The 22,586-nt window shown below is 66.0% G+C and carries 15 protein-coding genes and 2 pseudogenes; 10 read left to right on the plus strand and 7 right to left on the minus strand.

What is annotated here, in order from left to right:
• Nucleotides 1-182: 182 nt before the first annotated feature.
• The 4 genes from AXW67_RS29230 (at nucleotide 183) to AXW67_RS29245 (ending at nucleotide 6,421) form a co-directional block, all read left to right on the plus strand.
• Entirely contained in the window at nucleotides 183-1,178 is a 996-nt protein-coding gene (locus AXW67_RS29230; protein ID WP_063680688.1) for an NAD(P)H-dependent flavin oxidoreductase, read from the plus strand.
• 100 nt (nucleotides 1,179-1,278) lie between these two features.
• Entirely contained in the window at nucleotides 1,279-2,247 is a 969-nt protein-coding gene (locus tag AXW67_RS29235; RefSeq protein WP_063680689.1) for a quinone oxidoreductase family protein, read from the plus strand.
• Nucleotides 2,248-2,493: 246 nt separating this feature from the next.
• Entirely contained in the window at nucleotides 2,494-3,867 is a 1,374-nt protein-coding gene (locus AXW67_RS29240) for a cation-efflux pump (protein WP_063680690.1), read from the plus strand.
• A gap of 226 nt (nucleotides 3,868-4,093) precedes the next feature.
• A complete protein-coding gene (locus AXW67_RS29245; protein WP_027550514.1) occupies nucleotides 4,094-6,421 on the plus strand; it encodes a PAS domain-containing sensor histidine kinase in 2,328 nt (775 codons plus the stop codon).
• Between the two features lie 7 nt (nucleotides 6,422-6,428).
• On the opposite strand, the gene AXW67_RS29250 is transcribed toward AXW67_RS29245, so the two are convergent.
• The gene (locus AXW67_RS29250; RefSeq protein ID WP_027550513.1) at nucleotides 6,429-7,322 is read right to left on the minus strand and encodes a LysR family transcriptional regulator; all 894 of its coding nucleotides are present in this window, start codon (nucleotides 7,320-7,322) and stop codon (nucleotides 6,429-6,431) included.
• A 235-nt stretch (nucleotides 7,323-7,557) separates the two neighbouring features.
• Here AXW67_RS29250 and AXW67_RS29255 point away from each other — a divergent pair, with 235 nt between their 5' ends.
• From AXW67_RS29255 to AXW67_RS29275, 6 genes and pseudogenes are all read left to right on the plus strand, one after another.
• Nucleotides 7,558-8,034, plus strand: coding sequence for a formate dehydrogenase subunit gamma (locus AXW67_RS29255; RefSeq protein WP_063680691.1), 477 nt, complete (start codon nucleotides 7,558-7,560; stop codon nucleotides 8,032-8,034).
• Nucleotides 8,031-8,326 (plus strand): annotated as a pseudogene (locus AXW67_RS44455) (formate dehydrogenase); the annotation flags it as partial. The gene AXW67_RS29255 and the pseudogene AXW67_RS44455, both read left to right, overlap by 4 nt.
• Nucleotide 8,327: 1 nt before the next feature.
• Nucleotides 8,328-9,580 (plus strand): annotated as a pseudogene (locus AXW67_RS29260) (complex I 51 kDa subunit family protein); the annotation flags it as partial.
• Between the two features lie 10 nt (nucleotides 9,581-9,590).
• Nucleotides 9,591-12,464 (plus strand): formate dehydrogenase subunit alpha, encoded by a 2,874-nt coding sequence (gene fdhF / locus AXW67_RS29265; RefSeq protein ID WP_063680692.1) that lies wholly within the window; start codon nucleotides 9,591-9,593, stop codon nucleotides 12,462-12,464.
• 3 nt (nucleotides 12,465-12,467) lie between these two features.
• Nucleotides 12,468-13,295, plus strand: coding sequence for a formate dehydrogenase accessory sulfurtransferase FdhD (gene fdhD, locus AXW67_RS29270; RefSeq protein WP_063680693.1), 828 nt, complete (start codon nucleotides 12,468-12,470; stop codon nucleotides 13,293-13,295).
• The gene (locus tag AXW67_RS29275) at nucleotides 13,285-13,518 is read left to right on the plus strand and encodes a formate dehydrogenase subunit delta (RefSeq protein ID WP_063680694.1); all 234 of its coding nucleotides are present in this window, start codon (nucleotides 13,285-13,287) and stop codon (nucleotides 13,516-13,518) included. Before fdhD ends, AXW67_RS29275 begins: the two co-directional genes overlap by 11 nt.
• Here the strand turns inward: AXW67_RS29275 and AXW67_RS29280 are convergent.
• The 6 genes from AXW67_RS29280 to AXW67_RS29305 all read right to left on the minus strand — a co-directional run bounded on the left by AXW67_RS29280 (nucleotide 13,493) and on the right by AXW67_RS29305 (nucleotide 22,581).
• The gene (locus AXW67_RS29280; protein WP_063680695.1) at nucleotides 13,493-16,459 is read right to left on the minus strand and encodes a bifunctional [glutamine synthetase] adenylyltransferase/[glutamine synthetase]-adenylyl-L-tyrosine phosphorylase; all 2,967 of its coding nucleotides are present in this window, start codon (nucleotides 16,457-16,459) and stop codon (nucleotides 13,493-13,495) included. The genes AXW67_RS29275 and AXW67_RS29280 overlap by 26 nt on opposite strands.
• On the minus strand, nucleotides 16,456-17,916 hold the full coding sequence (locus AXW67_RS29285; RefSeq protein WP_063680696.1) for a sensor histidine kinase: 1,461 nt from the start codon (nucleotides 17,914-17,916) through the stop codon (nucleotides 16,456-16,458). Before AXW67_RS29285 ends, AXW67_RS29280 begins: the two co-directional genes overlap by 4 nt.
• Nucleotides 17,900-18,580 (minus strand): response regulator transcription factor, encoded by a 681-nt coding sequence (locus AXW67_RS29290; RefSeq protein WP_035683899.1) that lies wholly within the window; start codon nucleotides 18,578-18,580, stop codon nucleotides 17,900-17,902. The genes AXW67_RS29285 and AXW67_RS29290 overlap by 17 nt, the downstream gene beginning before the upstream one ends.
• A gap of 271 nt (nucleotides 18,581-18,851) precedes the next feature.
• Nucleotides 18,852-20,426, minus strand: coding sequence for a Do family serine endopeptidase (locus AXW67_RS29295; RefSeq protein ID WP_027550504.1), 1,575 nt, complete (start codon nucleotides 20,424-20,426; stop codon nucleotides 18,852-18,854).
• 223 nt (nucleotides 20,427-20,649) lie between these two features.
• The gene (locus AXW67_RS29300; RefSeq protein ID WP_063680697.1) at nucleotides 20,650-21,993 is read right to left on the minus strand and encodes a methyl-accepting chemotaxis protein; all 1,344 of its coding nucleotides are present in this window, start codon (nucleotides 21,991-21,993) and stop codon (nucleotides 20,650-20,652) included.
• 105 nt (nucleotides 21,994-22,098) lie between these two features.
• Nucleotides 22,099-22,581, minus strand: coding sequence for a cytochrome c-type biogenesis protein (locus tag AXW67_RS29305; RefSeq protein WP_063680961.1), 483 nt, complete (start codon nucleotides 22,579-22,581; stop codon nucleotides 22,099-22,101).
• Nucleotides 22,582-22,586 lie beyond the last annotated feature (5 nt).

Raw genomic sequence — 22,586 nt, forward strand, 5'->3', positions numbered from 1 at the left:
CATCACCGAACACCGCACAGCCCCAAATTATCCGCCCCACGGAATCACCCCTATCCCCCTGCATGATCGCCCTGCCCGCACCGCACGGCGCCGCAATAGACTTTTGCCGACCCGGGCGGCATCCTGCCGCGGACATCAGCGATAACAGAGCCTGCGAAACGCACAGGCGGGGGAAACAGACCATGTTGCAGACCCGGTTCACGAAACTCGTCGGCGTCCAGCACCCGATTGTCCAGGGCGGCATGCAATGGGTCGGGCGCGCGGAGCTGGTCGCCGCCGTCGCGAACGCCGGCGCGCTCGGCTTCATCACCGCGCTGACCCAGCCGACGCCGGAGGACCTGACCAAGGAAATCGCGCGCTGCCGCGACCTCACCGACAAGCCGTTTGGCGTCAACCTCACCATCCTGCCCGCGATCAAACCGCCGCCCTACGCCGAATACCGCGCCGCCATCATCGAGAGCGGGATCAAGGTGGTCGAGACCGCCGGGAACAAGCCGCAGGAGCATGTCGACGAATTCAGGAAGCACGGCGTCAAGGTCGTGCACAAATGCACCAGCGTCCGCCATGCTCTCTCGGCCGAGCGCATGGGCGTCGACGCCATCTCGATCGACGGGTTCGAGTGCGCCGGACACCCCGGCGAGGACGACACGCCAGGCCTGATTCTGATCCCGGCCGCCGCCAACAAGATCAAGATCCCGATGATCGCCTCCGGCGGCTTCGCCGACGCCCGCGGCCTCGTCGCGGCGCTGGCGCTCGGCGCCGACGGCATCAACATGGGTACCCGCTTCATGGCGACCCGGGAAAGCCCGATCCACCAGCTCATCAAGGAGAAGATCGTCGCCAATGATGAGCGCGAGACCGAGCTGATCTTCCGCACCATGCGCAACACCTCGCGCGTCGCCAAGAACGCGGTCTCGACCAAGGTGGTCGCCATGGAGAAGGAAGGCGCCAAGTTCGAGGACATCCGCGAGCTCGTCGCAGGTGCCCGCGGCAAGATGGTCTATGCGACCGGCAATTCCGACGAGGGCATCTGGTCGGCCGGCCAGGTGCAGGGGCTGATCCAGGACATCCCGACCTGCGCCGAGCTCGTCTCCCGCATCGTGCGCGAAGCCGAAGCCATCATCAGGAACAGGCTGGAAGGCATGATCGTTAGCAAGCAACGTGAAGCAGCCGAGTAAGCCCTGCAACGATCGCGGAGCTTTCTCCCTTTCCCCGCCGGAGAGGTAAAGCGACATCACTCTTTGCTTGAACAAGTTTGTAACGCGCGCGAGGCCACACATGAAGGCTTACGTCTACGGTCCTGATGGAGCTAGGATTTCCGACGTTGCTCAACCAACACCTAAAGGCACGCAAGTGCTGGTCACGGTCCGCGCCTGCGCCCTGAACCGCGCCGACACCGGCATGCGCAAGGGCCACGCCCACGGCGCGGCCGGCGGCGTCGGCACCGTGCTCGGAATGGAATGGGCGGGCGAGGTCGCCGCGCTCGGCCCGGATGCAAAGGGCGTCAAGGTCGGCGACCGCATCATGGGCTCGGGCGCCGCGGCGTTCGCCGAATATACGCTGGCGGATCACGGCCGCCTGTTCCGCGCGCCCTCCAACATGAACTTCGAGGAAGCCGCCACCCTCCCCGTCGCGCTGGCGACCATGCACAACGCCGTCGTCACGGTCGGCGGCGTGCAAGCGGGACAAGCCGTGCTGATCCAGGGCGCAAGCTCGGGCGTCGGCCTGATGGCGATGCAGATCGCCAAGCTGAAGGGCGCAAAGCTCGTGATCGGCTCGTCGACAGACGCCCACCGGCGCAGCCGGCTGACCGACTACGGCGCCGACCTTGCGATCGACTCCTCCGACCCCGGCTGGGTCGACCAGGTGCTGAAGGCGACAAACGGCGAAGGCGTCGACCTGATCGTCGACCAGGTCTCCGGCAAGGTTGCGAGCCAGAACCTCGCCGCGACGAAGGTCAAGGGCCGCATCGTCAATGTCGGCCGGCTCGGCGGCACCCATGCCGATTTCAACTTCGACCTGCACGCCGCCCGCCGCATCAACTACATCGGCGTCACCTTCCGCACCCGCACCATCGAGGAGATCCGCGAGATTTTTGAGGAGGTTCGCAAGGACATCTGGAGTGCGGTGGAAGCGCGGAAGCTGCAATTGCCCATCGACAAGGTGTTTTCGTTCGACGACATCGACAAGGCGTTCGAGCACATGGAGGCCAACAAGCATCTCGGGAAGATTGTCGTGACGCTGTGAGGCGTGACCGTCATTCCGGGACGATCCACAGATCGGCGGTCTTGTAGGGTGGGCAAAGCGAAGCGTGCCCACCATAAGCGGTTGATTGAGAGACGTTGGTGGGCGCGGCGCTACGGCGCCTTGGCCCACCCTACGAGCTCATTCAATTCGGAACAGTTCGCAGCATATCCGCTCCTGCAACTCACTTGCGACTAGAGTTGTGAACTGCGGCTTGATGTTCGGCTGCGGCCTGCTAAATCCCCCGCCATGACCTCCCAGCACAGCAAGACATCGGTCGCTGCGATCTCGATCTTCGCCAGCGGCGGCATGGCGGCGGCCAAGTTCGTGGTCGGCTTTGCGATCGGCTCGCTCGCGCTGATCTCCGAAGCCCTGCACTCCTCGATCGACCTGGTCGCGACCATCATCACCTGGGCGGTGGTGCGGGTGTCCGACAAGCCGGCGGACGACGAGCATCATTACGGCCACGGCAAGCTCGAGAGCATCTCCGCGCTCGGAGTCACCGCCCTGCTCTACGTGCTGGCCGGCGGCATCCTGGTCGAGGCCTATAGCCGCCTGCGCGAGGGAACCTCGCCGCCGACGATTTCGGCCGTGCCCTTCGTCGTGCTCGTGATCGACATCGTCGTCAATCTCTGGCGTGCCCGGGCACTGCACCGGGCCGCGCGCGAGACGCGGAGCCAGGCGCTCGCCGCCGACGCGCTGCATTTCGCCTCCGACGTCATGGGCTCATTTGCCGTCATCGTCGGCCTGATCCTTGCCGGCCTCGGCTTCTGGTGGGGTGACGCCGCGGCCGCGGCCGCCGTGGCCGTGATGATCGCGGGGCTCGGCCTGCGCATGGCCGGCTCGACGGTGCAGACGCTGGTCGACCGCGCGCCGGAAGGTGCGCAGGACAAGGCCACGGCGGCGATCCGAAGCGTCCCCGGCGTGATCGACGTCGAGCGGCTGCGAGTGCGCATGGTCGGGGCCACCACGTTCATTGACGCCATCGCCAAGGTGCCGCGGACCTATCCGATCGACCGCGTCGAGGACATCAAGCGCAACGCCCAGGCCGCCGTCGGCAAGGCGTTCGGCGATGCCGACCTCACCTTCACCACCGTCCCCGTCGCCCGCAACAACGAGACCGTGCGCGACCGCATCATGGTGATCGCGCGCAATTCGGGCCTCGCCGTCCACCACGTCACGGTGCACGACCTCGGCGCCAAGCTGATCGTCGGCATCGACCTCGAGGTCGACGGCGAGATGCAGCTCGTGGCCGCCCATGATGTCGCCAACACGCTGGAGCGCAACATCAAGGAGGAATTCGGCGAGGACGTCGAGGTCGACGTCCATATCGAGCCGCTGGAGCCGGAACTGCCGTTCGGCGTCGACGCACCGCCGGAACGGGTGCAGACCATCGCAGCCGCGCTCGCGGGCTACGCGCGCGACGGCGAGATCCATGACATCCACAATGTCCGCGTCCGCAACACCGATGCCGGCGAGGTCGTTAACTTCCACTGCCGCGCGGTGCCCTCGATGAGCGTGATCAAGGTGCACGAGCAGGTCGACGCGATCGAGCGTGCGCTACGTCGCGCCTTCCCGAGCGTGAAGCGCGTGATCAGTCACGCCGAGCCGCCGCGCGCGTGAAGCAGAGCGTACGAAGAGTCACACGTTCTCGTTTCGGACTCGCCGCGCAGCTCAGTTTGCGTACGCGCGACGCGCCAACTCTCCATTGGATAAGAATTATTTCGCGTTAACGATTCGTTGACTCTCGACAGGCCGCGAAAACTGGATTCAAATCGCTGTGATTCGGAAGCGAGCGGGGGCTTCATTCCGAATTGTGGTGCAGCAATATCTCCTGGGGGCCTAAGGCATGGCGCGTGCTGACGCCGCGAACGCGTGCGCTCAATCCGATTCGATCAAGGGATTGGCGCAATCGATCGCGAAACCTGCCTACCACCGGCTGCTGATCGCCGAGCCGGCGCTGCGCCGCGCCGTGCCTACCCTCATCATCGCCTTCCTCATCACCATCTGCCTCGGCGCGTTCGTGCAGGTCGTCGACCAGACTCGCCAGAAGCGGCTGGTGATGCGCCGCGACATCTCCGCGCTCGCTGACCTGCTCGCCGAGCGCATCGACCGCCTCACCTCCGTCCGCATGGAGCGGCTGAAGAACATCGAGAACCTGCCGACGACGCTGCCCGATCTGATCCCGTCGTGGGGCACGGCCTCGGGCCGCCACGTCATCGTCACCTCGGCCGGCGTCGACCGCCGCATCCTCGCCCGCATTCCGGTCGACACCGATCCGGCCGGCAACGACCGCCTGCTCGATGCGATCACCACGGCGCAGCTGGTGGCGACGCCACCGCGCGACACCAACGTCTCCGACATGACGCTGCCGAACGGCAACGCCGCGATGGTGACCTCGCGCCCGATCCGGTCGCTGCCGGGCCTCGTCACCGTGATCCAGGAGCGCAACGAGCCGATCTGGGGCTCGGACGCGGCGCTCTCTGTGACACTGTCGGCGACCACCGGCTTCGTCGTCCTGATCCTCGGCTTCGCCTTCCACTGGCAATCGACCCGCGCCCGCGAAGGCGACCTGATCAACGACGCCGTTCGCGGCCGGATCGACACCGCGCTCAACCGCGGCCGCTGCGGCCTGTGGGACTGGGACTTGTCGCGCGGCCGAATCTTCTGGTCGCAGTCGATGTTTTCGATGCTCGGCCTCGACGGCCGCAACGAGCTCCTCACCTTCGGTGAGGTCAACGCACTGGTGAAGTCCGACGACATCGACCTGTTCGCGATCGCCGACCAGCTCATCTCGGAAAAGATCGACCACATCGACCAGACCTTCCGCATGCAGCATGTCGATGGCCACTGGATCTGGCTGCGCGTCCGCTGCGAAAAGGTGCGCGGGGCGACCGACTCCAGCGTGCATCTGATCGGCATCGCCGTCGACATCACCGAGCAGAAGAGCCTCGCCGAGAAAACCGTCGAAGCCGACCTGCGCCTGCGCGACGCGATCGAGACCATCCCGGAGGCCTTCGTGCTGTGGGACGCGAGCGACCGCCTCGTGCTCTGCAACTCGCATTTCCAGCGCCTGCACAAGCTGCCCGACAGCGCCGTCATCCCCGGCACGTCCTACGAGACCGTGCTCGAGGTCGGCCGCATGCCGGAAGTGCGCACCCGCCACAACGAGACCGCAAGCCAGGGCCCGGGCGCACGCACCTTCGAGGCGCAGCTCGACGACGGCAGCTGGCTGCACATCAGCGAGCGCCGCACCAAGGACGGCGGCTACGTCTCGGTCGGCACCGACATCACCCGCATCAAGGAGCACGAGCAAAAGCTCGTCGACAACGACCTGCGCCTGCGCGCCACCGTCATCGACCTCAAGCGCTCCCAGGCGGCGCTGGAGCGCCAGGCGGTCGAGCTCGCCGACCTCGCCGAGAAATATCAGCGCGAGAAGACCCGCGCCGAGGAAGCCAACCAGACCAAGTCGAAATTCCTCGCCAATATGAGCCACGAGCTGCGCACGCCCCTCAACGCGATCATCGGATTCTCCGAGATCATGGGCAGCGGCATGTTCGGCGAGCTGGGCTCGGAGAAGTATCAGGAATACTGCCAGGACATCCTGACCAGCGGCCATTATCTGCTCGAGGTCATCAACGACATCCTCGACATGTCCAAGATCGAGGCCGGCCGCATGAAGCTCGACATGGAGGAGCTCGACCTGTCGCGGGCACTCGCGGAATCGCTGCGAGTGGTCTCGGGCCGCGCGCAGGACAAGCAGCTGACGCTCGATGCCGACATCGCGAAGTCGATCTCGGTCGTCGCCGACCGCCGCGCCACCAAGCAGATCATCGTCAATCTATTGTCCAACGCCGTGAAGTTCACGCCTGATGGCGGGCGCATCGTGGTACGCAGCCGCCAGCTCGAGGACAGGATCGTGCTCATGATCGCCGACACCGGCATCGGGATCGCGCCGCACTCGCTGGCCCGGCTTGGACGCCCGTTCGAGCAGGTGGAGAGCCAGCTCACCAAGACCTATCACGGCTCGGGACTCGGGCTTGCGATCGCCCGCTCGCTCGCGCAGCTCCACGGCGGCTCGATGCGTCTGCGCTCGAAGATCGATGTCGGCACCGTCGTGCGCGTCACCCTGCCGCGCGATGCCAAGATCGCCGCACGGATTTCGGCGGCGGCGTGAAACCGCTCTAAACCTGCAGTCCCGGCGCCACCTCGCGCGCGACATTGACCAGCGCTGCGATCAGCGGCGTCATCGGGTCGCGCTGCGGGATCACCATGCCGATGCTGTAATTGACATCGGGGTCGACGATCGGGATCGAGCGGACGGTGTCGGACAAGCCGAGCGTCTCGGCAAGCTTGGCCGGCATCACGCTCGCCCAGCGCCCGGTCTTGACGTGGGTGAACAGCACGAGCAGCGAGTTCGAGGTCAGCGTCGGCGTCGCCTCCGCGCCGACCGAGCGCAGCGCGCGGTCGATGATGCGGCGGTTCTGCATGTCGGGCGTCAAGAGGCAGAGCGGCACCTGTCCAACCTCTGTCCATGTCACGGTCTCGCGGTCGCCGAACATCGCATCCGGCGCGGTCAGGAGGCGATAGCTCTCGTTGTAGAGCGGAATGGTGCGCACCTTGCCGATCGGCTCGTTCTCGATGTAGGTCAGCCCCGCATCGACCTCGAGATTTTCCAACAGCCCCAGCACTTCGGACGACGTGGTGGACTGGATGCGGAAGCGCACGTCGGGATGCCGCGCGCGGAACGGCGTCGTCAGCGAGGCGACCATGCCGAGCACGGTCGGGATCGCTGCGATCCGTATCTCGCCCGAGAGCTTGTCCTTCAGCGAGTTGATCTCCTGGCGCATCGCGCGCGCATCGCCCACGATCCGCCGCGCCCAGTCCAGCGCGCGCTCGCCTTCAGGCGTGAAGCCCTGAAAGCGGGAGCCGCGCTGGACCAGCATCACGCCCAGAATCTCCTCGAGCTGCTTCAGCCCGGTCGACATGGTCGGCTGGGTGACGCCGCAAGCCTCCGCGGCCCGTCCGAAATGCCGCTCCTTGGCCAGTGCCAGCAGCAGTTCAAGCTTGTCGATCAAGCGTCCGTCCCCTTGTCCGTCCCTTTGGGTTTGCGCGTGGCATCCAAGCTAGCACGCCCGGGCTGCACCAACACGCAAAAACCGGCAGCCAATACAAGTTTCATTACCATTCCGTATCGACCGATTACGCTCGTCAATCGATCCGAATTCCCGATCGCAGCATGAGACGGCTTTATTGATTTTCAAATGATTCCAAATACTCATGGGCTGTCGGACACCGAATTGAGAATGAAGAATGACAGCGGTTTACGAACCTTGGGATGAAACGCGCGGCGCCGAGATCATCGCCGAACACGCTCAGCAGGAGGGCGCGACGCTGGTCATCCTCCATGCCCTCCAGGAGGCGTTCGGCTACGTGCCGGAGGCCGCCATTCCGATGGTGGCGCAGGCGCTCAATCTGTCGCGCGCCGAGGTGCATGGCGTCTTCACGTTCTATCATGATTTCCGCCACAAGCCGGCCGGCCATCACGTGCTGAAGCTCTGCCGCGCGGAAGCGTGCCAGGCCGCGGGCGGCGATGCGCTGGCTGCACGCGCCGAGACGAAGCTTGGCGTATCGCTCGGCAACACCACGGCCGACGACCGCGTCACGCTTGAACCGATCTACTGCCTCGGGCTGTGCGCGACCGCGCCATCCGCGATGCTCGACGGCCGCCTCATCGGCCGGCTCGATGAAAAGCGTCTCGACGCGCTGGTTGCGGAGGCGCAGCGATGAAGATGCGGATTTTCGTCTCGCGCGATGCAGGTGCGGTTGCCGTCGGCGCCGACGAGGTCGCGCTAGCGCTGGAGCAGGCTGCGGCGAAGCGCGGCCTTGCTGTCGAGATCGTCCGGACCGGCTCTCGCGGGCTGTACTGGCTGGAGCCGCTGGTCGAGGTCGCGACGCCGCAGGGGCGCATCGCCTTCGGGCCGGTCACCGATGCCGATGTGCCCTCCCTGCTCGACGCACTCGCCAGCAACACGCCGCATCTGCTGCGGCTCGGCGCGACCGACGAGATCCCGTGGCTGAANCCCGCCTCACCTTCGCCCGCTGCGGCGTGATCGACCCGCGCTCGCTCGACGACTATCGCGCCCATGGCGGCTACCAGGGCCTGGAGCGTGCGCTGTCGCTCGGCGCGGACGCGATCCTCACCGAAGTCACCGCGTCCGGCCTGCGCGGCCGCGGCGGCGCGGGCTTCCCGACCGGCATCAAGTGGAAGACGGTCGCGCAAGCGAAGGCCGATCGCAAATTCATCGTCTGCAACGCCGACGAAGGCGACAGCGGCACCTTCGCCGACCGCATGATCATGGAAGGCGATCCCTTCCTGGTCATCGAGGGCATGACCATCGCCGCCATCACCGTCGGCGCGACCAAGGGCTACATCTACATCCGCAGCGAATATCCGCATGCGGTCGAGGCCATGAACGCGGCCATTATTGCGGCCAGGCGCGGCGGCTATCTCGGCGCCAATATCGGCGGCTCGACCCAGAGCTTCGATCTCGAGGTGCGGGTCGGCGCCGGCGCCTATGTCTGCGGCGAAGAGACTTCGCTGCTGGAGAGCCTCGAAGGCCGCCGCGGCATCGTGCGCGCAAAGCCGCCGCTGCCGGCGCATCACGGCCTGTTCGGCAAGCCGACGGTGATCAACAACGTGCTGTCGTTCGCCGCTGTCCCCTTCATTCTCGCCGAAGGCGCCAAGGCCTATGCGGATTTCGGCATGGGCCGCTCGCGCGGCACGATGCCGATCCAGCTTGCCGGCAACATCCGCTATGGCGGGCTGTTCGAGACCGCGTTCGGCGTGACGCTCGGCGAGCTCGTCGACGACATCGGCGGCGGCACGTACACGGGCCGTCCCGTTCGCGCGGTGCAGGTCGGCGGCCCGCTCGGCGCCTATTTCCCGCGCGCGCTGTTCGACACTCCGTTCGACTACGAAGCCTTCGCGGCGCGCGACGGGCTGATCGGCCATGGCGGCATCGTCGTGTTCGATGACAGCGTCGACATGCGCAAGCAGGCGCGTTTCGCGATGGAATTCTGCGCCGTCGAGTCCTGCGGCAAGTGCACGCCGTGCCGGATCGGCTCGACCCGCGGGGTCGAGACCATCGAGAAGATCATGCGCGGCGAGCGCGTCACGGAAAACCTCGCGCTCGTCGAAGACCTCTGCAACACCATGAAATTCGGCTCGCTCTGCGCACTCGGCGGCTTCACGCCCTACCCCGTGCTCAGCGCATTGAAGCATTTCCGGGAGGACTTCGTCCCGGCGCCGACCACGCTTCAGGCCGCGGAATAGGAGAACGACAATGTCTCTGATCGAAGAAATCGACTTCGGCACGCCGCGCTCGAAATCGGAAACCATGGTCACGCTGACCATCGACGGCAATCAGGTCACGGTGCCCGAGGGCACCTCGATCATGCGCGCCGCGATGGACGCCGGCCATCAGATCCCCAAACTCTGCGCGACCGACATGGTCGACGCCTTCGGCTCCTGCCGCCTTTGCCTGGTCGAGATCGAGGGACGCGCCGGCACGCCAGCCTCCTGCACCACGCCGGTGATGCCAGGCCTCGTCGTGCACACCCAGACCGAGCGGCTGAAGAAGCTGCGCAAGGGCGTGATGGAGCTCTACATCTCCGACCATCCGCTCGACTGCCTCACCTGCGGCGCGAATGGCGACTGCGAATTGCAGGACATGGCCGGCGCCGTCGGTTTGCGCGACGTGCGTTATGGCTACGAGGGCGAGAACCACGTCTTCGCCAAGTCCAACGGCGACGCGAACCCCGCTTGGATGCCGAAGGACGAGTCCAACCCGTACTTCACCTACGATCCCTCAAAATGCATCGTCTGCTCGCGCTGCGTGCGCGCCTGCGAGGAAGTGCAAGGCACCTTTGCGCTGACCATCTCGGGCCGCGGCTTCGACAGCCGCGTCTCGCCCGGCATGAGCGAGAGTTTTCTGGGCTCCGAATGCGTGTCCTGCGGTGCCTGCGTGCAGGCCTGCCCGACCGCGACGCTGACGGAGAAGTCCGTGATCGAGATCGGCCAGCCCGAGCATTCGGTCGTCACCACCTGCGCCTATTGCGGCGTCGGCTGCGCCTTCAAGGCGGAGATGCGTGGCGAAGAGGTCGTGCGCATGGTGCCGTACAAGGACGGCAAGGCCAATCGCGGCCATTCCTGCGTCAAGGGCCGCTTCGCCTGGGGCTACACCAACCACAAGGAACGCATCCTCAAGCCGATGATCCGCGAGCGGATCGAGGATCCCTGGCGCGAGGTGTCGTGGGACGAAGCGTTCTCGTTTGCCGCCACCAGGATGCGCGGCATCCAGAAGAAGTACGGCCGCGACGCCATCGGCGGCATCACCTCGTCACGCTGCACCAATGAAGAAACCTATCTGGTGCAGAAGCTGATCCGCGCCGGCTTCGGCAACAACAACGTCGACACCTGCGCCCGCGTCTGCCACTCGCCGACCGGCTATGGCCTCGCCACCACCTTCGGCACCTCCGCTGGCACGCAGGATTTCGACTCGGTCGAGGACACCGACGTGGTCGTCGTCATCGGCGCCAACCCGGCCTCTGCCCACCCCGTCTTCGCCTCGCGGCTGAAGAAGCGGCTGCGCCAGGGCGCGAAGCTGATCGTGATCGATCCGCGCCGCACCGAGATGGTGGAATCGCCGCACGTAAAGGCGCTGCACCTGCCGCTGATGCCCGGCACCAACGTTGCCGTCATGACGGCGCTGGCGCATGTCATCGTCACCGACGGTCTCGTCAACGAAGCCTTCGTCCGCGAGCGCTGCGACTGGAGCGAGTTCGAGGAATGGGCCGCGTTTGTCGCCCAGCCGAACAACAGCCCGGAAGCGACCGCGATCCTGACCGGCGTCGATCCCAAGGTGCTGCGCGAAGCGGCGCGGATCTACGCCACCGGCGGCAACGGCGCGATCTATTACGGCCTCGGCGTCACCGAGCACAGCCAGGGCTCGACCACCGTGATCGCGATCGCCAACCTCGCGATGGCGACGGGCAATATCGGCCGTCCCGGCGTCGGCGTGAACCCGCTGCGCGGCCAGAACAACGTGCAGGGCTCCTGCGACATGGGCTCGTTCCCGCACGAGCTGCCCGGCTATCGCCACATCGCGGGCGACGCCGTGCGCGAACAGTTCGAGGCGCTGTGGAACGTCAAGCTCAACCCGGAGCCGGGCCTGCGCATCCCCAACATGTTCGACGCCGCGGTCGAAGGCACGTTCATGGGCCTTTACGTGCAGGGTGAGGACATCCTGCAGTCCGATCCGAACACCTCGCACGTGGTGGCGGCGCTGTCCGCGATGGAATGCGTCATCGTCCACGACCTCTTCCTGAACGAGACCGCGAACTACGCCCATGTGTTCCTGCCCGGCTCGAGCTTCCTCGAGAAGGACGGCACCTTCACCAATGCCGAGCGCCGCATCCAGCGCGTGCGCAAGGTGGTGACGCCGAAGAACGGCATGGCCGATTGGGAGGTCACCATCGGCCTTGCCAAGGCCATGGGCTTCGAGATGAACTACAATCATCCCTCCGAGATCATGGACGAGATTGCGGCGCTGACGCCCACCTTCGCGGGCGTTTCCTACGCCAAGCTCGAAGAACTCGGCTCGGTGCAGTGGCCCTGTAACGAGAAGGCGCCGGAAGGCACGCCGGTGATGCATATCGACGGCTTCGTTCGCGGCAAGGGCAAGTTCGTCGTCACCGAATATGTCGCGACCGACGAGCGCACCGGCCCGCGCTATCCGCTGCTGCTGACCACGGGCCGCATCCTCAGCCAGTACAATGTCGGCGCGCAGACGCGGCGCACCGAGAACGTGGTCTGGCATGCCGAGGATCGGCTCGAAATCCATCCGCACGATGCCGAGCAGCGCGGCGTGCGCGACGGCGACTGGGTGCGGCTGAAGAGCCGGGCTGGCGAGACCACGCTGCGCGCGGAGATAACCGACCGCGTCGCGCCCGGCGTCGTCTACACCACCTTCCATCACCCTGACACGCAGGCCAACGTGATCACGACCGACTATTCGGACTGGGCAACCAACTGCCCCGAATACAAGGTCACGGCTGTGCAGGTCTCGCCGTCGAACGGCCCGTCCGACTGGCAGAAGGCCTATGATGCTCAGGCGCGGCACTCCCGCCGCATCGCGCCGGCCGAGGCTGCGGAGTAGCGCATGCACGTGCCGGTCCAGGCCATCGATCGCGAGATCTGGCGCGACGGCGCGCCCTCCGAAGGGGCGCGTCTGATCCCGGAGGAAACCCCGCTGGCGCTGACCTACAATGGCGGCACCTATGCCGTCATGATGGGCACGCCGCAGAACCTGGAAGACTTCGCCGTCGGCTTCAGCCTGAGCGAAGGCATCGTCAACTCCGTAGACGATATCCAGTCGCTCGAGGTGGTCCGCCTCGACGAGGGGATCGAGCTGCGCATGTGGCTGGCATCGGAGAATGCCGGGCGCATCAGCGAGCGCCGGCGGCACATTGCGGGGCCGACCGGCTGCGGCATCTGCGGCATCGAGTCGATTGCGGAAGCGGTGCGGCCCGCGGCTGTGGTGCCCGAGGGACAGAGCTTCACGCCCGAGCAGATCATGGCGGCGATGCAAGCCATCGCGCCGCTGCAATCGATCAACCTGCAAACCCGCGCCGTTCACGCCGCCGCGTTCTGGTCTCCTGCCGGCGGCATCGTCGCCCTGCGCGAGGACGTCGGCCGCCACAACGCGCTCGACAAGCTCGCCGGCGCGCTGGCGCGCAGCCGGACGAATGCGGGTGGCGGCATGGTGCTGGTGACGAGCCGCGTCTCGGTGGAGATGGTGCAGAAGACCGCCGCGATCGGCGCCCCGGTGATGGTCGCTGTCTCCGCGCCCACCGCGCTTGCGGTCCGTACCGCGGAAGCCGCCGGCATCACGCTGATTGCCATTGCCCGCCAGGACGGGTTCGAAGTGTTCACGCATGGCAGCCGGGTTGTCCCCCGCCATGCCACGGAGGTTGCCGATGTCGCCTAACCGCCTGATCTACATGGCCAACCAGATCGGCACGTTCTTCCGGAGCCAGGGCCATGACAAGGCCGTGCCGGGGATCGCCGAACACATCAAGAAGTTCTGGGATCCCCGGATGAAGCGCGCGATCTTCGCGCATCTGGACGCCGGCGGCGCGGGACTGGATCCGAACGTGCGCGAGGCGCTCACCTCGCTGAAGCAGGCTACTGCCGTTCCAGCAGCGCCGTAAACACGCGCCGCACCTCGCCTTGCGTCTCCTTCACGCGCGCCTCCAGCGATGAGAAATCCGGCGCATCGCCGGCCCGCGCCATCACGCGCTGAAGATCGACACCGGCCGTTTCCGGCTTGAAGCGGTCGCTGACGCAGAGCCGCAGGATTTGCGTCAGATCGTGATAAAGCCGCGCTGCGGCGCGCAGGATCTCGGCCTCCGATTGCGCGAGTACGCCGAGCTTCGCCGCATTGTCCAGCACCTGCATCGTGCTGACATCGAGAATCTCCGGCTTGGCGTGGGCGTGCACGAGCTGGAGATATTGCGCGATGAAGTCGATATCGACCATGCCGCCGGCGGCATATTTGAGGTCCCAATAGTCGGTCTCGCCCTTCTCCTGCGCGATCGCGCGGCGCATGTCGGCGACGTCGCTGGCGATGATCGCCACGTCGCGACGCCGCGCCAGGACCTCGCGGATGACGCGCTCGATCCGCTCGCGGAACTCGGGCGATCCCGACACCACGCGCGCGCGCGTCAGGGCCATGTGCTCCCAGGTCCAGGCTTCACTGGCCTGGTAGTCGGCGAAAGACGCGATGCTTGACGCAACCGGGCCGGCACGGCCTGACGGACGGAGCCGCATGTCGATCTCGTAGAGCACGCCGTAATTGGTGCGCGTCGTAAAGGCGCTGATCAGGCGCTGGGTGAAGCGCGCGAAATAATGCGCCCCCTGGAGCGATTTGGGTCCGTCGGAATCCGGATTTTCGCTGTCGAAATCGTAGAGCAGGATCAGATCGAGATCGGAAGACGCCGTCATCTCGCGGCCGCCGAGCCGCCCCATGGCGATGATCGCGGTCTCCTGGCCCTTGATCCGGCCGTGCTGGGCGGCAAAGCGATCGGCGACGAGGCCATGCACGGTGTAGACGATGCCCTCGGCAACGTCTGCGAACGCGGTGCTCGCCTGCTGCGCCGAGACGGTGCCAGAGAGAATGCGCGTGCCGATCAGGAACAGGCTCTCCTGCCCGAACAGGCGGAGGCGATCGAGGAACTCCTCGTAGGAATCGGCGTCCCGCACCGTCGCGGCGAGCCGAGCTGACAATTCCTGCTTGTCCGGCATGGCGCCGAAGAAGCGCGGATCGATCAGGCCATCCATGAGCTGCGGCTGCCGCGCCAGCATCTCGCCGAGCCGCGGCGCCGCGCCCAGCACCAGGGCCACGAGAGCGACGAGGTCACGGTTCTGACTGAGCAGCGTGATCAGCCGCCCGCCGCGCTGCAATGCCTGGAGGAAATGATCGAAGGCCGCGACCGCGCGGTCCGGCTCCTCGGCGTGCGCAAGGCCGTCGATCAGGGCCGGCACGAACTCGACGAAAGCGCTTCGCGTCTGTTCGTTGCGGAACACGCGATAGTCGCCGGTGATCCAGTCGCGCACGGTCTGCGCCACCGCTGCAGGCTTCTTGAAGCCGAGCCCTGTCAGGTGCTGCAGCAGGCGCGGATCTTCGGGACCGGCACGATAGTCGATGGCCGGCAGGTTTGCCGTGCCGTTCGAATCGTCGCCCTCGAACAGCTTTTCATAGTGCCCCTGCACGATTTCGAGCTGACGCAGGAGATCGCGGGCAAAGGCGGCGCGATTCTCATAGCCAAAGAACCAGGCGAAGCGCTCGACTGCCTCCTTGTCCTCGGGAAGCGCATGGGTCTGCTCGTCGGCGATCATCTGGAGGCGGTGCTCGACCCGGCGCAGAAATTCATACGCCGTGGTGAGCTCGTCGCGCGCCTCGCGAGTGATCCAGTTGCTGGAGGCGAGCACGTCGAGCGCCGCGAGCGTCGGCCGCACCCGCAGCTCCGGATGGCGGCCGCCGGCGATCAATTGCTGGGTTTGCGCAAAGAACTCGATCTCGCGGATGCCGCCGCGGCCGACCTTCACGTTATGGCCTTCGACCGCGATCTCGCTCTGGCCGCGATAGGTCTGCATCTGCCGCTTCATGTCGTGGACGTCGGCAAGCGCGGCGAAGTCGAGATGCTTGCGCCAGACGAACGGCGCGATTTCAGCCAGCAGCGCCTCGCCTGCCCTCGAATCGCCGGCGCAGGCGCGCGCCTTGATCATGGCGGCGCGTTCCCAGGTCCGCCCCTCCCGCTCGTAATAGTTCAGTGCGGCGTCGCGCGAGATCGCCACTTGCGTCGAGGACGGATCGGGGCGCAGGCGCAGGTCGACGCGGAAGACGTAACCGTCGTAGGTACGCTGCTGCAGAATGCGCGCCATCCCCTGCGTCACCCGGACGAAGAACGGCTGCGGCTCGATGTCGGGTGCCAGTGTCGTGGCCTCGGGATCGAAGAACACGATGAGATCGATGTCGCTGGAATAGTTCAGCTCGCCGGCACCCATCTTGCCCATCGCGAGCACGATCAGGCCGCAGCCCTCTTCCGGCGCCTCGGGATTGGACGGCGAAAGCTTGCCGCGTGCGGCTTCCTGTCGCAGCATGAACTGGAGCGCCGCCTGCACCGATGAGACGGCGACGTCGGTCAGCGCCGCCGTCACCCGCATCACCGGCCAGATCCCGCCGATGTCGCACAGCGCGATCAGGAGCGCCGTCTCCGCCTTCATGCGGCGAAGCACGCGCATGACCTCGGCTTCATCGGCCGCAGCAAACACCGCGCTCCTCGCCCCTTCGATCAGCGCGGCCAAATGCGCGTCGGGATCGCATTGCAGGAGCCGGATCAGGCGTGCCGGATCGGCGCGCACGAGATCGAACAGATAGGGCGAGAATTCGGCGATGCCGGCCAGAATGTCCTTCGCGAACGGACGGGCGAGCTGTGCCTCGATACTGGCCGATTGTGCCGGCTCGAGCTCGGCCAGCCAATTCGCGAGGCGTTCGTCGGTTGCGGAAGCGGCAATATGGGGGGCTTCCGCGAAGCGTGCGGCCAGCCTCTCACCATTCTTGTCCGCGTTTCCCGGCGCGGAGAGGTTCATGCCACCTTCTGTGGCACATCCTGCATTGGGGGAGCAACCCTGTCGCCGGCGCCAGCGCGGGCCGGCAGAACCAGCGTGGCGACGAGGCCTGGCTGAGCATCACCCAGCCGCAGTTCACCGCCATGCAATGTCGCTACCGCCGATGCCAGGCTGAGACCGAGCCCGGAGCCCGGCAAGGTACGGCTCGCCTCCAGCCTGACGAACCGTTCCACGACGTGCTTGCGGTCGGCCTCGGGGATGCCGGGGCCGCGATCGGCGACGCTGAGCAGAACGTGGTCGTCCTCGCGCCTGGCCTCGATGGTGATCTGCCGGCTGTCCATGCTGACCACGGTTCCCGCAGCCTGGGCTGCCGGCTTGCCGTATTTGATCGCATTCTCGACCAGATTGGCGAGCGCCTGGCTGATCAGTTCGCGGTTGCCGTGAATGGGCGCCGCCTCCGCCTTGACCTTCAAGGCCATGCCGTCGTCCTCGGCAAGCGGCTCGTAGAGCTCATGAATGCCATTGGCGACCTCGGCGGCATCGAAGTCGTCCATGTTGCCGCGCGCCTGGCCGGACTCGGCACGCGCGATCATCAGGAGGGCGTTGAAGGTGCGGATCAAGCCGTCGGATTCCTCGATGGTCCGCTCCAGCGCCGCGCGGTAGTCGGCCTCGCAGCCCGACTTCGCCAGCGCCTCCTCGGCGCGGTTGCGCAGGCGTGTCAGTGGGGTTTTGAGGTCATGGGCGATGTTGTCGGAGACCTCCTTGAGGCCCGCCATGAGCGCTTCGATGCGCTCCAGCATGGCGTTGAGGTTCTCCGCGAGCCGATCGAGCTCATCACCGCTGCGGCCCACCGGCAGCCGTTCGCTGAGATCGCCGGTCATGATGCGCTGGGCGGTGCCGGTCATCGCGTCGATGCGCCTCAACACGCGTCGCGCGACGAAGATGCCGCCGCCAAGGCCCAGCACGACGACGATCAGGATCGACCATTGCGCCGCCTTGGCCACGATGCCGAACAGCCGCCGCCGCTCGTCGAGATCGCGGCCGATCAGGAGGCGGAATCCGTTCTCCAGTTCGGTGACACGCACCAGCGCGCGATGATCGCGGTCGTCCGCATCCTCGATCCGCCGATAGGCCGTCTCGGACCAGCCGGGTGTCGCCATCACACCGGGCGCCAGCGAGCCGACATTGCCGGCAATCGCCTGCCCGGTCGGCGTGGTGACGAGATAGAGGTTTGCGCCCGGCCGTAGCGCGCGGTACTCGATCGCGAGCACGAGGCCGCGCAGGCCGCGGCGGCCATAGATCTCGTTGATCTCCGAGGTTTCGGCGTTCACCGTCTGCGTGATTTCCTCGGTGATCAGCCGCCGCGTATTCCAGGCGAAATAGGCAAGCAGCGAGGCCGCGAACAGCGCGAACAGCAGCAGATAGACCAGCGTCAGCCGGAATGCCGTGGTGCGGACGAGTTTACCGAATGCCGTCACGGATCATGTACCCCGCGCCGCGGATCGTGTGCAGCAGCGGCCGATCGAAGCCCTTGTCGATCTTGGAGCGCAGCCGCGAGATGTGCACGTCGATCACGTTGGTCTGCGGATCGAAATGATAGTCCCAGACGTTCTCCAGCAGCATGGTGCGCGTCACCACCTGGCCGGCATGCTTCATCAGATATTCGAGCAGGCGGAATTCGCGCGGCTGGAGTGTGAGCTCGTCCTTGCCGCGGGCCACGCGATGCGAAAGCCGGTCGAGCTCGAGATCGCCGACGCGATAGACCGTGTCCTCGGCCGGACCGCCGCGGCGGCGCGACAGCACCTCGACGCGCGCCAGCAGCTCGGCGAAGGAATAGGGCTTCGGCAGATAGTCGTCGCCACCGGCGCGCAGACCCTTGATGCGGTCATCGACCTGCCCGAGCGCGGAGAGAATCAGCACGGGCGTCGGGTCGCTCTTTTCGCGCAGCGCGCCGATCAGCGACAGGCCGTCGCGCTTGGGCAGCATGCGGTCGACCACCAGCACGTCGTAATCGCCGTTCTCGGCCATGGATAGGCCTTCCTCGCCGTCACCGGCGTGGTCGGCAATGTGGCCCACTTCGCGAAACGCCTTCACGAGGTAGTCGGCGGATTCGCGGTCGTCTTCAATGATGAGGAGGCGCATCGTGCGATCGGCGGCGGTCAAGGAGGTCAACCCTTTATGAACATGGCGCGAGCGGCACTCGCATGCAAGCCGAGCGAAACAGACTTGGGTCGAGAAAAAGGGGGGCGGTGAAGCTGGGGGACCTCACCGCCCTAGGCCCTTCCGACGGAGGGGGGCGTATTCCACCGGAAGGTAGATAGGGGGAGCAAGCATTGCGCTGCTCCCCGGAAGGGCGCCGACGGCGGGGGCGACTGATGCCGGCGACACCCTTCATTTCGTAAGCCTCCTGGGGTTAGCCCTTGGCGAGGGGCACCGCGACGAAGCGCGACTGGCCGCCGCTCTTCACGCGCATCAGGACGCTGTTCTTGTTGTCGGTCCGCGCCGCGTTGATCGCTTCGCGGACGTCGCCGGCAGTGCTCACGCTCTTGCCGCCGACTTCGAGAATCACGTCGCCTTCCTTGAAGCCGCGTTCGGCCGCGGCGCTCTTCGGATCGACTTCAGTGACCACAACGCCTTCCTTACCGGCACCGGCCACGGAGTCGGCGGGCGCAACGGTCATGCCGAGCTTGGGCACGTCGGTGCCGCGGCTCGCACCCTTGCCGCTGTCCTTGTCGGTGTCAGCCTTCGCCTCGACCGTGTTCGGCAGCTGACCGAGGGTGAGGTTCACGACCTTGTCCTGGCCCTTGTGCAGGACGTTGAGCTTCACGGTCGCGCCCGGCGCCATGCCGCCGATGGTGCGGGCGAGCTCGCGCGCGTCCTTGACGGATTCGCCGTTGACCGCAGTGATCACGTCACCGGACTCGATGCCGGCCTTCGCAGCCGGACCGTTGGCCTGCGGCTCCGCCACCAGCGCGCCTTCGGCCTTCTTCATGCCGAGGCTGTCGGCGATGTCGGACGTCACGGGCTGGATCTGCACACCGATCCAGCCGCGGCTAACCGAGCCCTTGTCCTTGAGCTGGGCGACCACGCTCTTCACGGTGTTGGCCGGAATCGAGAAGGCGATGCCGACGCTGCCGCCGGAGGGCGAGTAGATCGCGGTGTTGACGCCCATCACCTCGCCATCGGTGTTGAAGGCCGGACCGCCGGAATTGCCCTTGTTCACGGGCGCGTCGATCTGGATGAAATCGTCATAGGGGCCGTTGCCGATGTCGCGGCCGCTCGCCGAGACAATGCCTGCGGTGACGGTGCCGCCGAGGCCGAAGGGATTGCCAACCGCGAGCACCCAGTCGCCGATCCGCGGCTTGCCGTCGGCAAGCTTGGCGAACGCGAAGTTGGAGCCGCCCTCGACCTTGATCAAAGCGAGGTCGGTGCGCTGATCGGTGCCGATCACCTTGGCGGTATAGGTCTTGCCGTCGTCGGTCGTGACCTCGACCTTGTCGGCGCCGTCGACCACGTGGTTGTTGGTCACGGCAAAGCCGTCAGCCGAGATGAAGAAGCCGGAGCCCTGGCCCTGGACGACGCGGCCACGACCACCCTTCAGGCCGGGGAAGCCATCCGGACCGCCGAAGCGGCGGAAGAAGCGCTCCATCGGCGAGCCGGGCTGGAACGGCGTGGAATCGTCGCCGTCATCGTTGCTCGCGGTCTTCTCCTTGATGTTGACCTTCACCGAGATCACCGAGGGCTTCACGCGCTCGACGATGTCGGCGAAACCGACCGGCCGTTCGACCTTCCGGACCTCGTTATTGACCTGCGCATGCGCCGGGCTGGAGAACAGGTCGGCCGGCGAGTGCGTCGGGCTGAAGCCATAGACGGCGACGCCGAGACCGGCGACGACCGAAGCCATCAGCGCGATTTTGCGGGCCGAGAAGACCGACCGGCGCGGCTGCCGGTAGGACGGAAGGTTCGAAAGATCGGGACGGTCGTTCATGCAGAGCTCTCCAGGGCCTTGAAATCCTTGTGATGCCTGAGGGTGGCATCCTACGGTCCTGAAGATGGGGTCTTCCGCCTTACCGTGCGCTGGCGGCGGGGTTAAACTTTCGTAATGAAGGGCCGTGCGGATGCGGCAGTTTAACGCAGGCAAAAAAGCTATGCTTCCACAGGAACTTAGTCGGGTTCCTATAATCGGCGCCGAAGTGGCCTGCTCCGTCTCTTTAGCCCGCCCTGACGCTGACGATGAATTCGTCGACTTCGCGCTTCAAGGTTTCCGCCTGCTGCGACAAGTCGACAGCGGAATCGCGGGCCTCTGCGGCCATGCGCCCGGTCTCCGCCGAGGTCGAGGTGATCTGGACGATGTGATTGGAGACGTCGAGCGTCCCGTGAGCCGCATCCTGCGCGTTGCGCGTGATGTCCTGCGTGGCGTTGCGCTGCTGGGCGGTGTCGACCTCAATGCCGGACATGATCGACGAGATATCCGACAGCGTCCTCGAAATGCCGTCGATCGCGCCGCGCGTCTCGGCGGTGATGCCCTGGATGCTGGCGACATGAGAGGTGATCTCCTCCGTCGCCTTGCTGGTCTGGTGTGCGAGGCTCTTCACCTCGGAGGCGACCACCGCGAAGCCTTTGCCGGCCTCCCCTGCCCGCGCAGCCTCGATCGTCGCATTGAGCGCAAGGAGGTTGGTCTGCGACGCGATCGCCTGCACGAGTTGCACGACCTCGCCGATCTTGTCGGCGGCGTCCGTCAACGTGTGGATGGTGTCGCGGCTCTTCTCGGCCTGCGCTGCCGCACCCTCGGCGCGCTGGGTTGCATCCGTGACACGGCGGCTGATCGTGCCGATCGAATTGGTCATCTCCTCGGCGGAGCCCGCAACCGTCTGGACGCTGGCGCTGGCCTGGCTCGCGGCGCTCGCCACCGCGTTGGCCTTGCTACTGGTCTCGTTGGCCGCGCGCGACAAAGTCTCGGCATTGCGCTTCAGTTGCACGGCCGAGGACGCCACGCTGTCGACGACGCTGGCGACGAGCCCGTTGAAGCTCTTGATCCGGGCGTCGAGATATGTCGACCGCTCGGCCTGGTGCTGCGCCTCCTGTAACTGCTGCTCGGTGAGCCGGCGCCGCTCGATGCCGTTGGTCTTGAAGACCTCCAGCGCCCCGGCCAAAAGGCCGATCTCGTTCGAGCCGCCCAATCCCGGAACGGGCGTGTCGAACTTCTGGTCGGCGACCTCGCGCATGGCATGCACGATCGCCGCCAGCGGGCGCAGAATGCCGTTGCGCACGGCAAACCAGGTCGAAAGACAGATCGCGAAGGCGATGACCGCGATCGCGCCGCAGGCGACCAGGAAATAGGAGAACGCGGTCTGCGCCTGCTGATAGATCTGCATCGCGTGGTCCCGCGAGGGGCCGCTCAGCGCGGCGAAATCGGACGAAAGGCTGGTGATCTCGTTGTTGAGATAGAGCACCGCGACAAATCCGGTGCCTCCGCCGATACCCAGCAAGAACAATAATGCCGCGACGACGGCTCCAACCAGGAAACGGATCGTCAGGTTGCTGTTGGCGAACATCGGAAGGACTCTAAGTCTGGAATCGAATCTCGCGACAAGCTTCCAGACAAAGGTCAACAGAACATGAAACGCGCTACCTTGCGCAGCCTACGTATCATTGCGTAGCTAGCGCGACGTCGCATCGTCCGACATCAAGGCGGCAAGGCGCGACTTTTCGTCGGGCGTGAGCGGCGGCATTGGTATATCTGCACCACTCCGCGAGCGCCGCCGAATTTGCAGCCACAGCGCCAGACCGCCACCGCCGAGCAGAACCGGTGCGAGCAGCCAGAGCAGCAAGGTTTGTCGCTCGAAGCGCGGCTTGAGCAGCACGAATTCGCCGTAACGCGCGACCAGGAAGTCGAGCACCTGCGAATTGCTGTCGCCGGCCGCGATCCTCTCGCGCACGAGCAGCCGTAGGTCGCGCGCCAGCGGCGCATCGGAATCGTCGATCGACTGGTTCTGGCAGACCATGCAGCGCAGCTCCCGCGACAACTCGCGCGCGCGCGCCTCCTTCGCCGGATCGGCCATGATCTCATCGGGCTGTACTGCGCGGGCCTCCGGCATCCCCAGCAGCGCGAGCGCAATGAGCGCGACAAACATCCGACGCATGACGA

The sequence above is a fragment of the Bradyrhizobium neotropicale genome (assembly GCF_001641695.1).
Lineage (GTDB): Bacteria > Pseudomonadota > Alphaproteobacteria > Rhizobiales > Xanthobacteraceae > Bradyrhizobium > Bradyrhizobium neotropicale.

Coding starts and splice junctions, on each gene's coding strand:
- AXW67_RS29230 (WP_063680688.1), top strand. CDS start 183: ATGTTGCAGACCCGGTTCACGAAACTCGTCGGCGTCCAGCACCCGATT.
- AXW67_RS29235 (WP_063680689.1), top strand. CDS start 1,279: ATGAAGGCTTACGTCTACGGTCCTGATGGAGCTAGGATTTCCGACGTT.
- AXW67_RS29240 (WP_063680690.1), top strand. CDS start 2,494: ATGACCTCCCAGCACAGCAAGACATCGGTCGCTGCGATCTCGATCTTC.
- AXW67_RS29245 (WP_027550514.1), top strand. CDS start 4,094: ATGGCGCGTGCTGACGCCGCGAACGCGTGCGCTCAATCCGATTCGATC.
- AXW67_RS29255 (WP_063680691.1), top strand. CDS start 7,558: ATGACAGCGGTTTACGAACCTTGGGATGAAACGCGCGGCGCCGAGATC.
- fdhF (WP_063680692.1), top strand. CDS start 9,591: ATGTCTCTGATCGAAGAAATCGACTTCGGCACGCCGCGCTCGAAATCG.
- fdhD (WP_063680693.1), top strand. CDS start 12,468: ATGCACGTGCCGGTCCAGGCCATCGATCGCGAGATCTGGCGCGACGGC.
- AXW67_RS29275 (WP_063680694.1), top strand. CDS start 13,285: ATGTCGCCTAACCGCCTGATCTACATGGCCAACCAGATCGGCACGTTC.
- AXW67_RS29280 (WP_063680695.1), bottom strand. CDS start 16,459: ATGAACCTCTCCGCGCCGGGAAACGCGGACAAGAATGGTGAGAGGCTG.
- AXW67_RS29290 (WP_035683899.1), bottom strand. CDS start 18,580: ATGCGCCTCCTCATCATTGAAGACGACCGCGAATCCGCCGACTACCTC.
- AXW67_RS29295 (WP_027550504.1), bottom strand. CDS start 20,426: ATGAACGACCGTCCCGATCTTTCGAACCTTCCGTCCTACCGGCAGCCG.
- AXW67_RS29300 (WP_063680697.1), bottom strand. CDS start 21,993: ATGTTCGCCAACAGCAACCTGACGATCCGTTTCCTGGTTGGAGCCGTC.
- AXW67_RS29305 (WP_063680961.1), bottom strand. CDS start 22,581: ATGCGTCGGATGTTTGTCGCGCTCATTGCGCTCGCGCTGCTGGGGATG.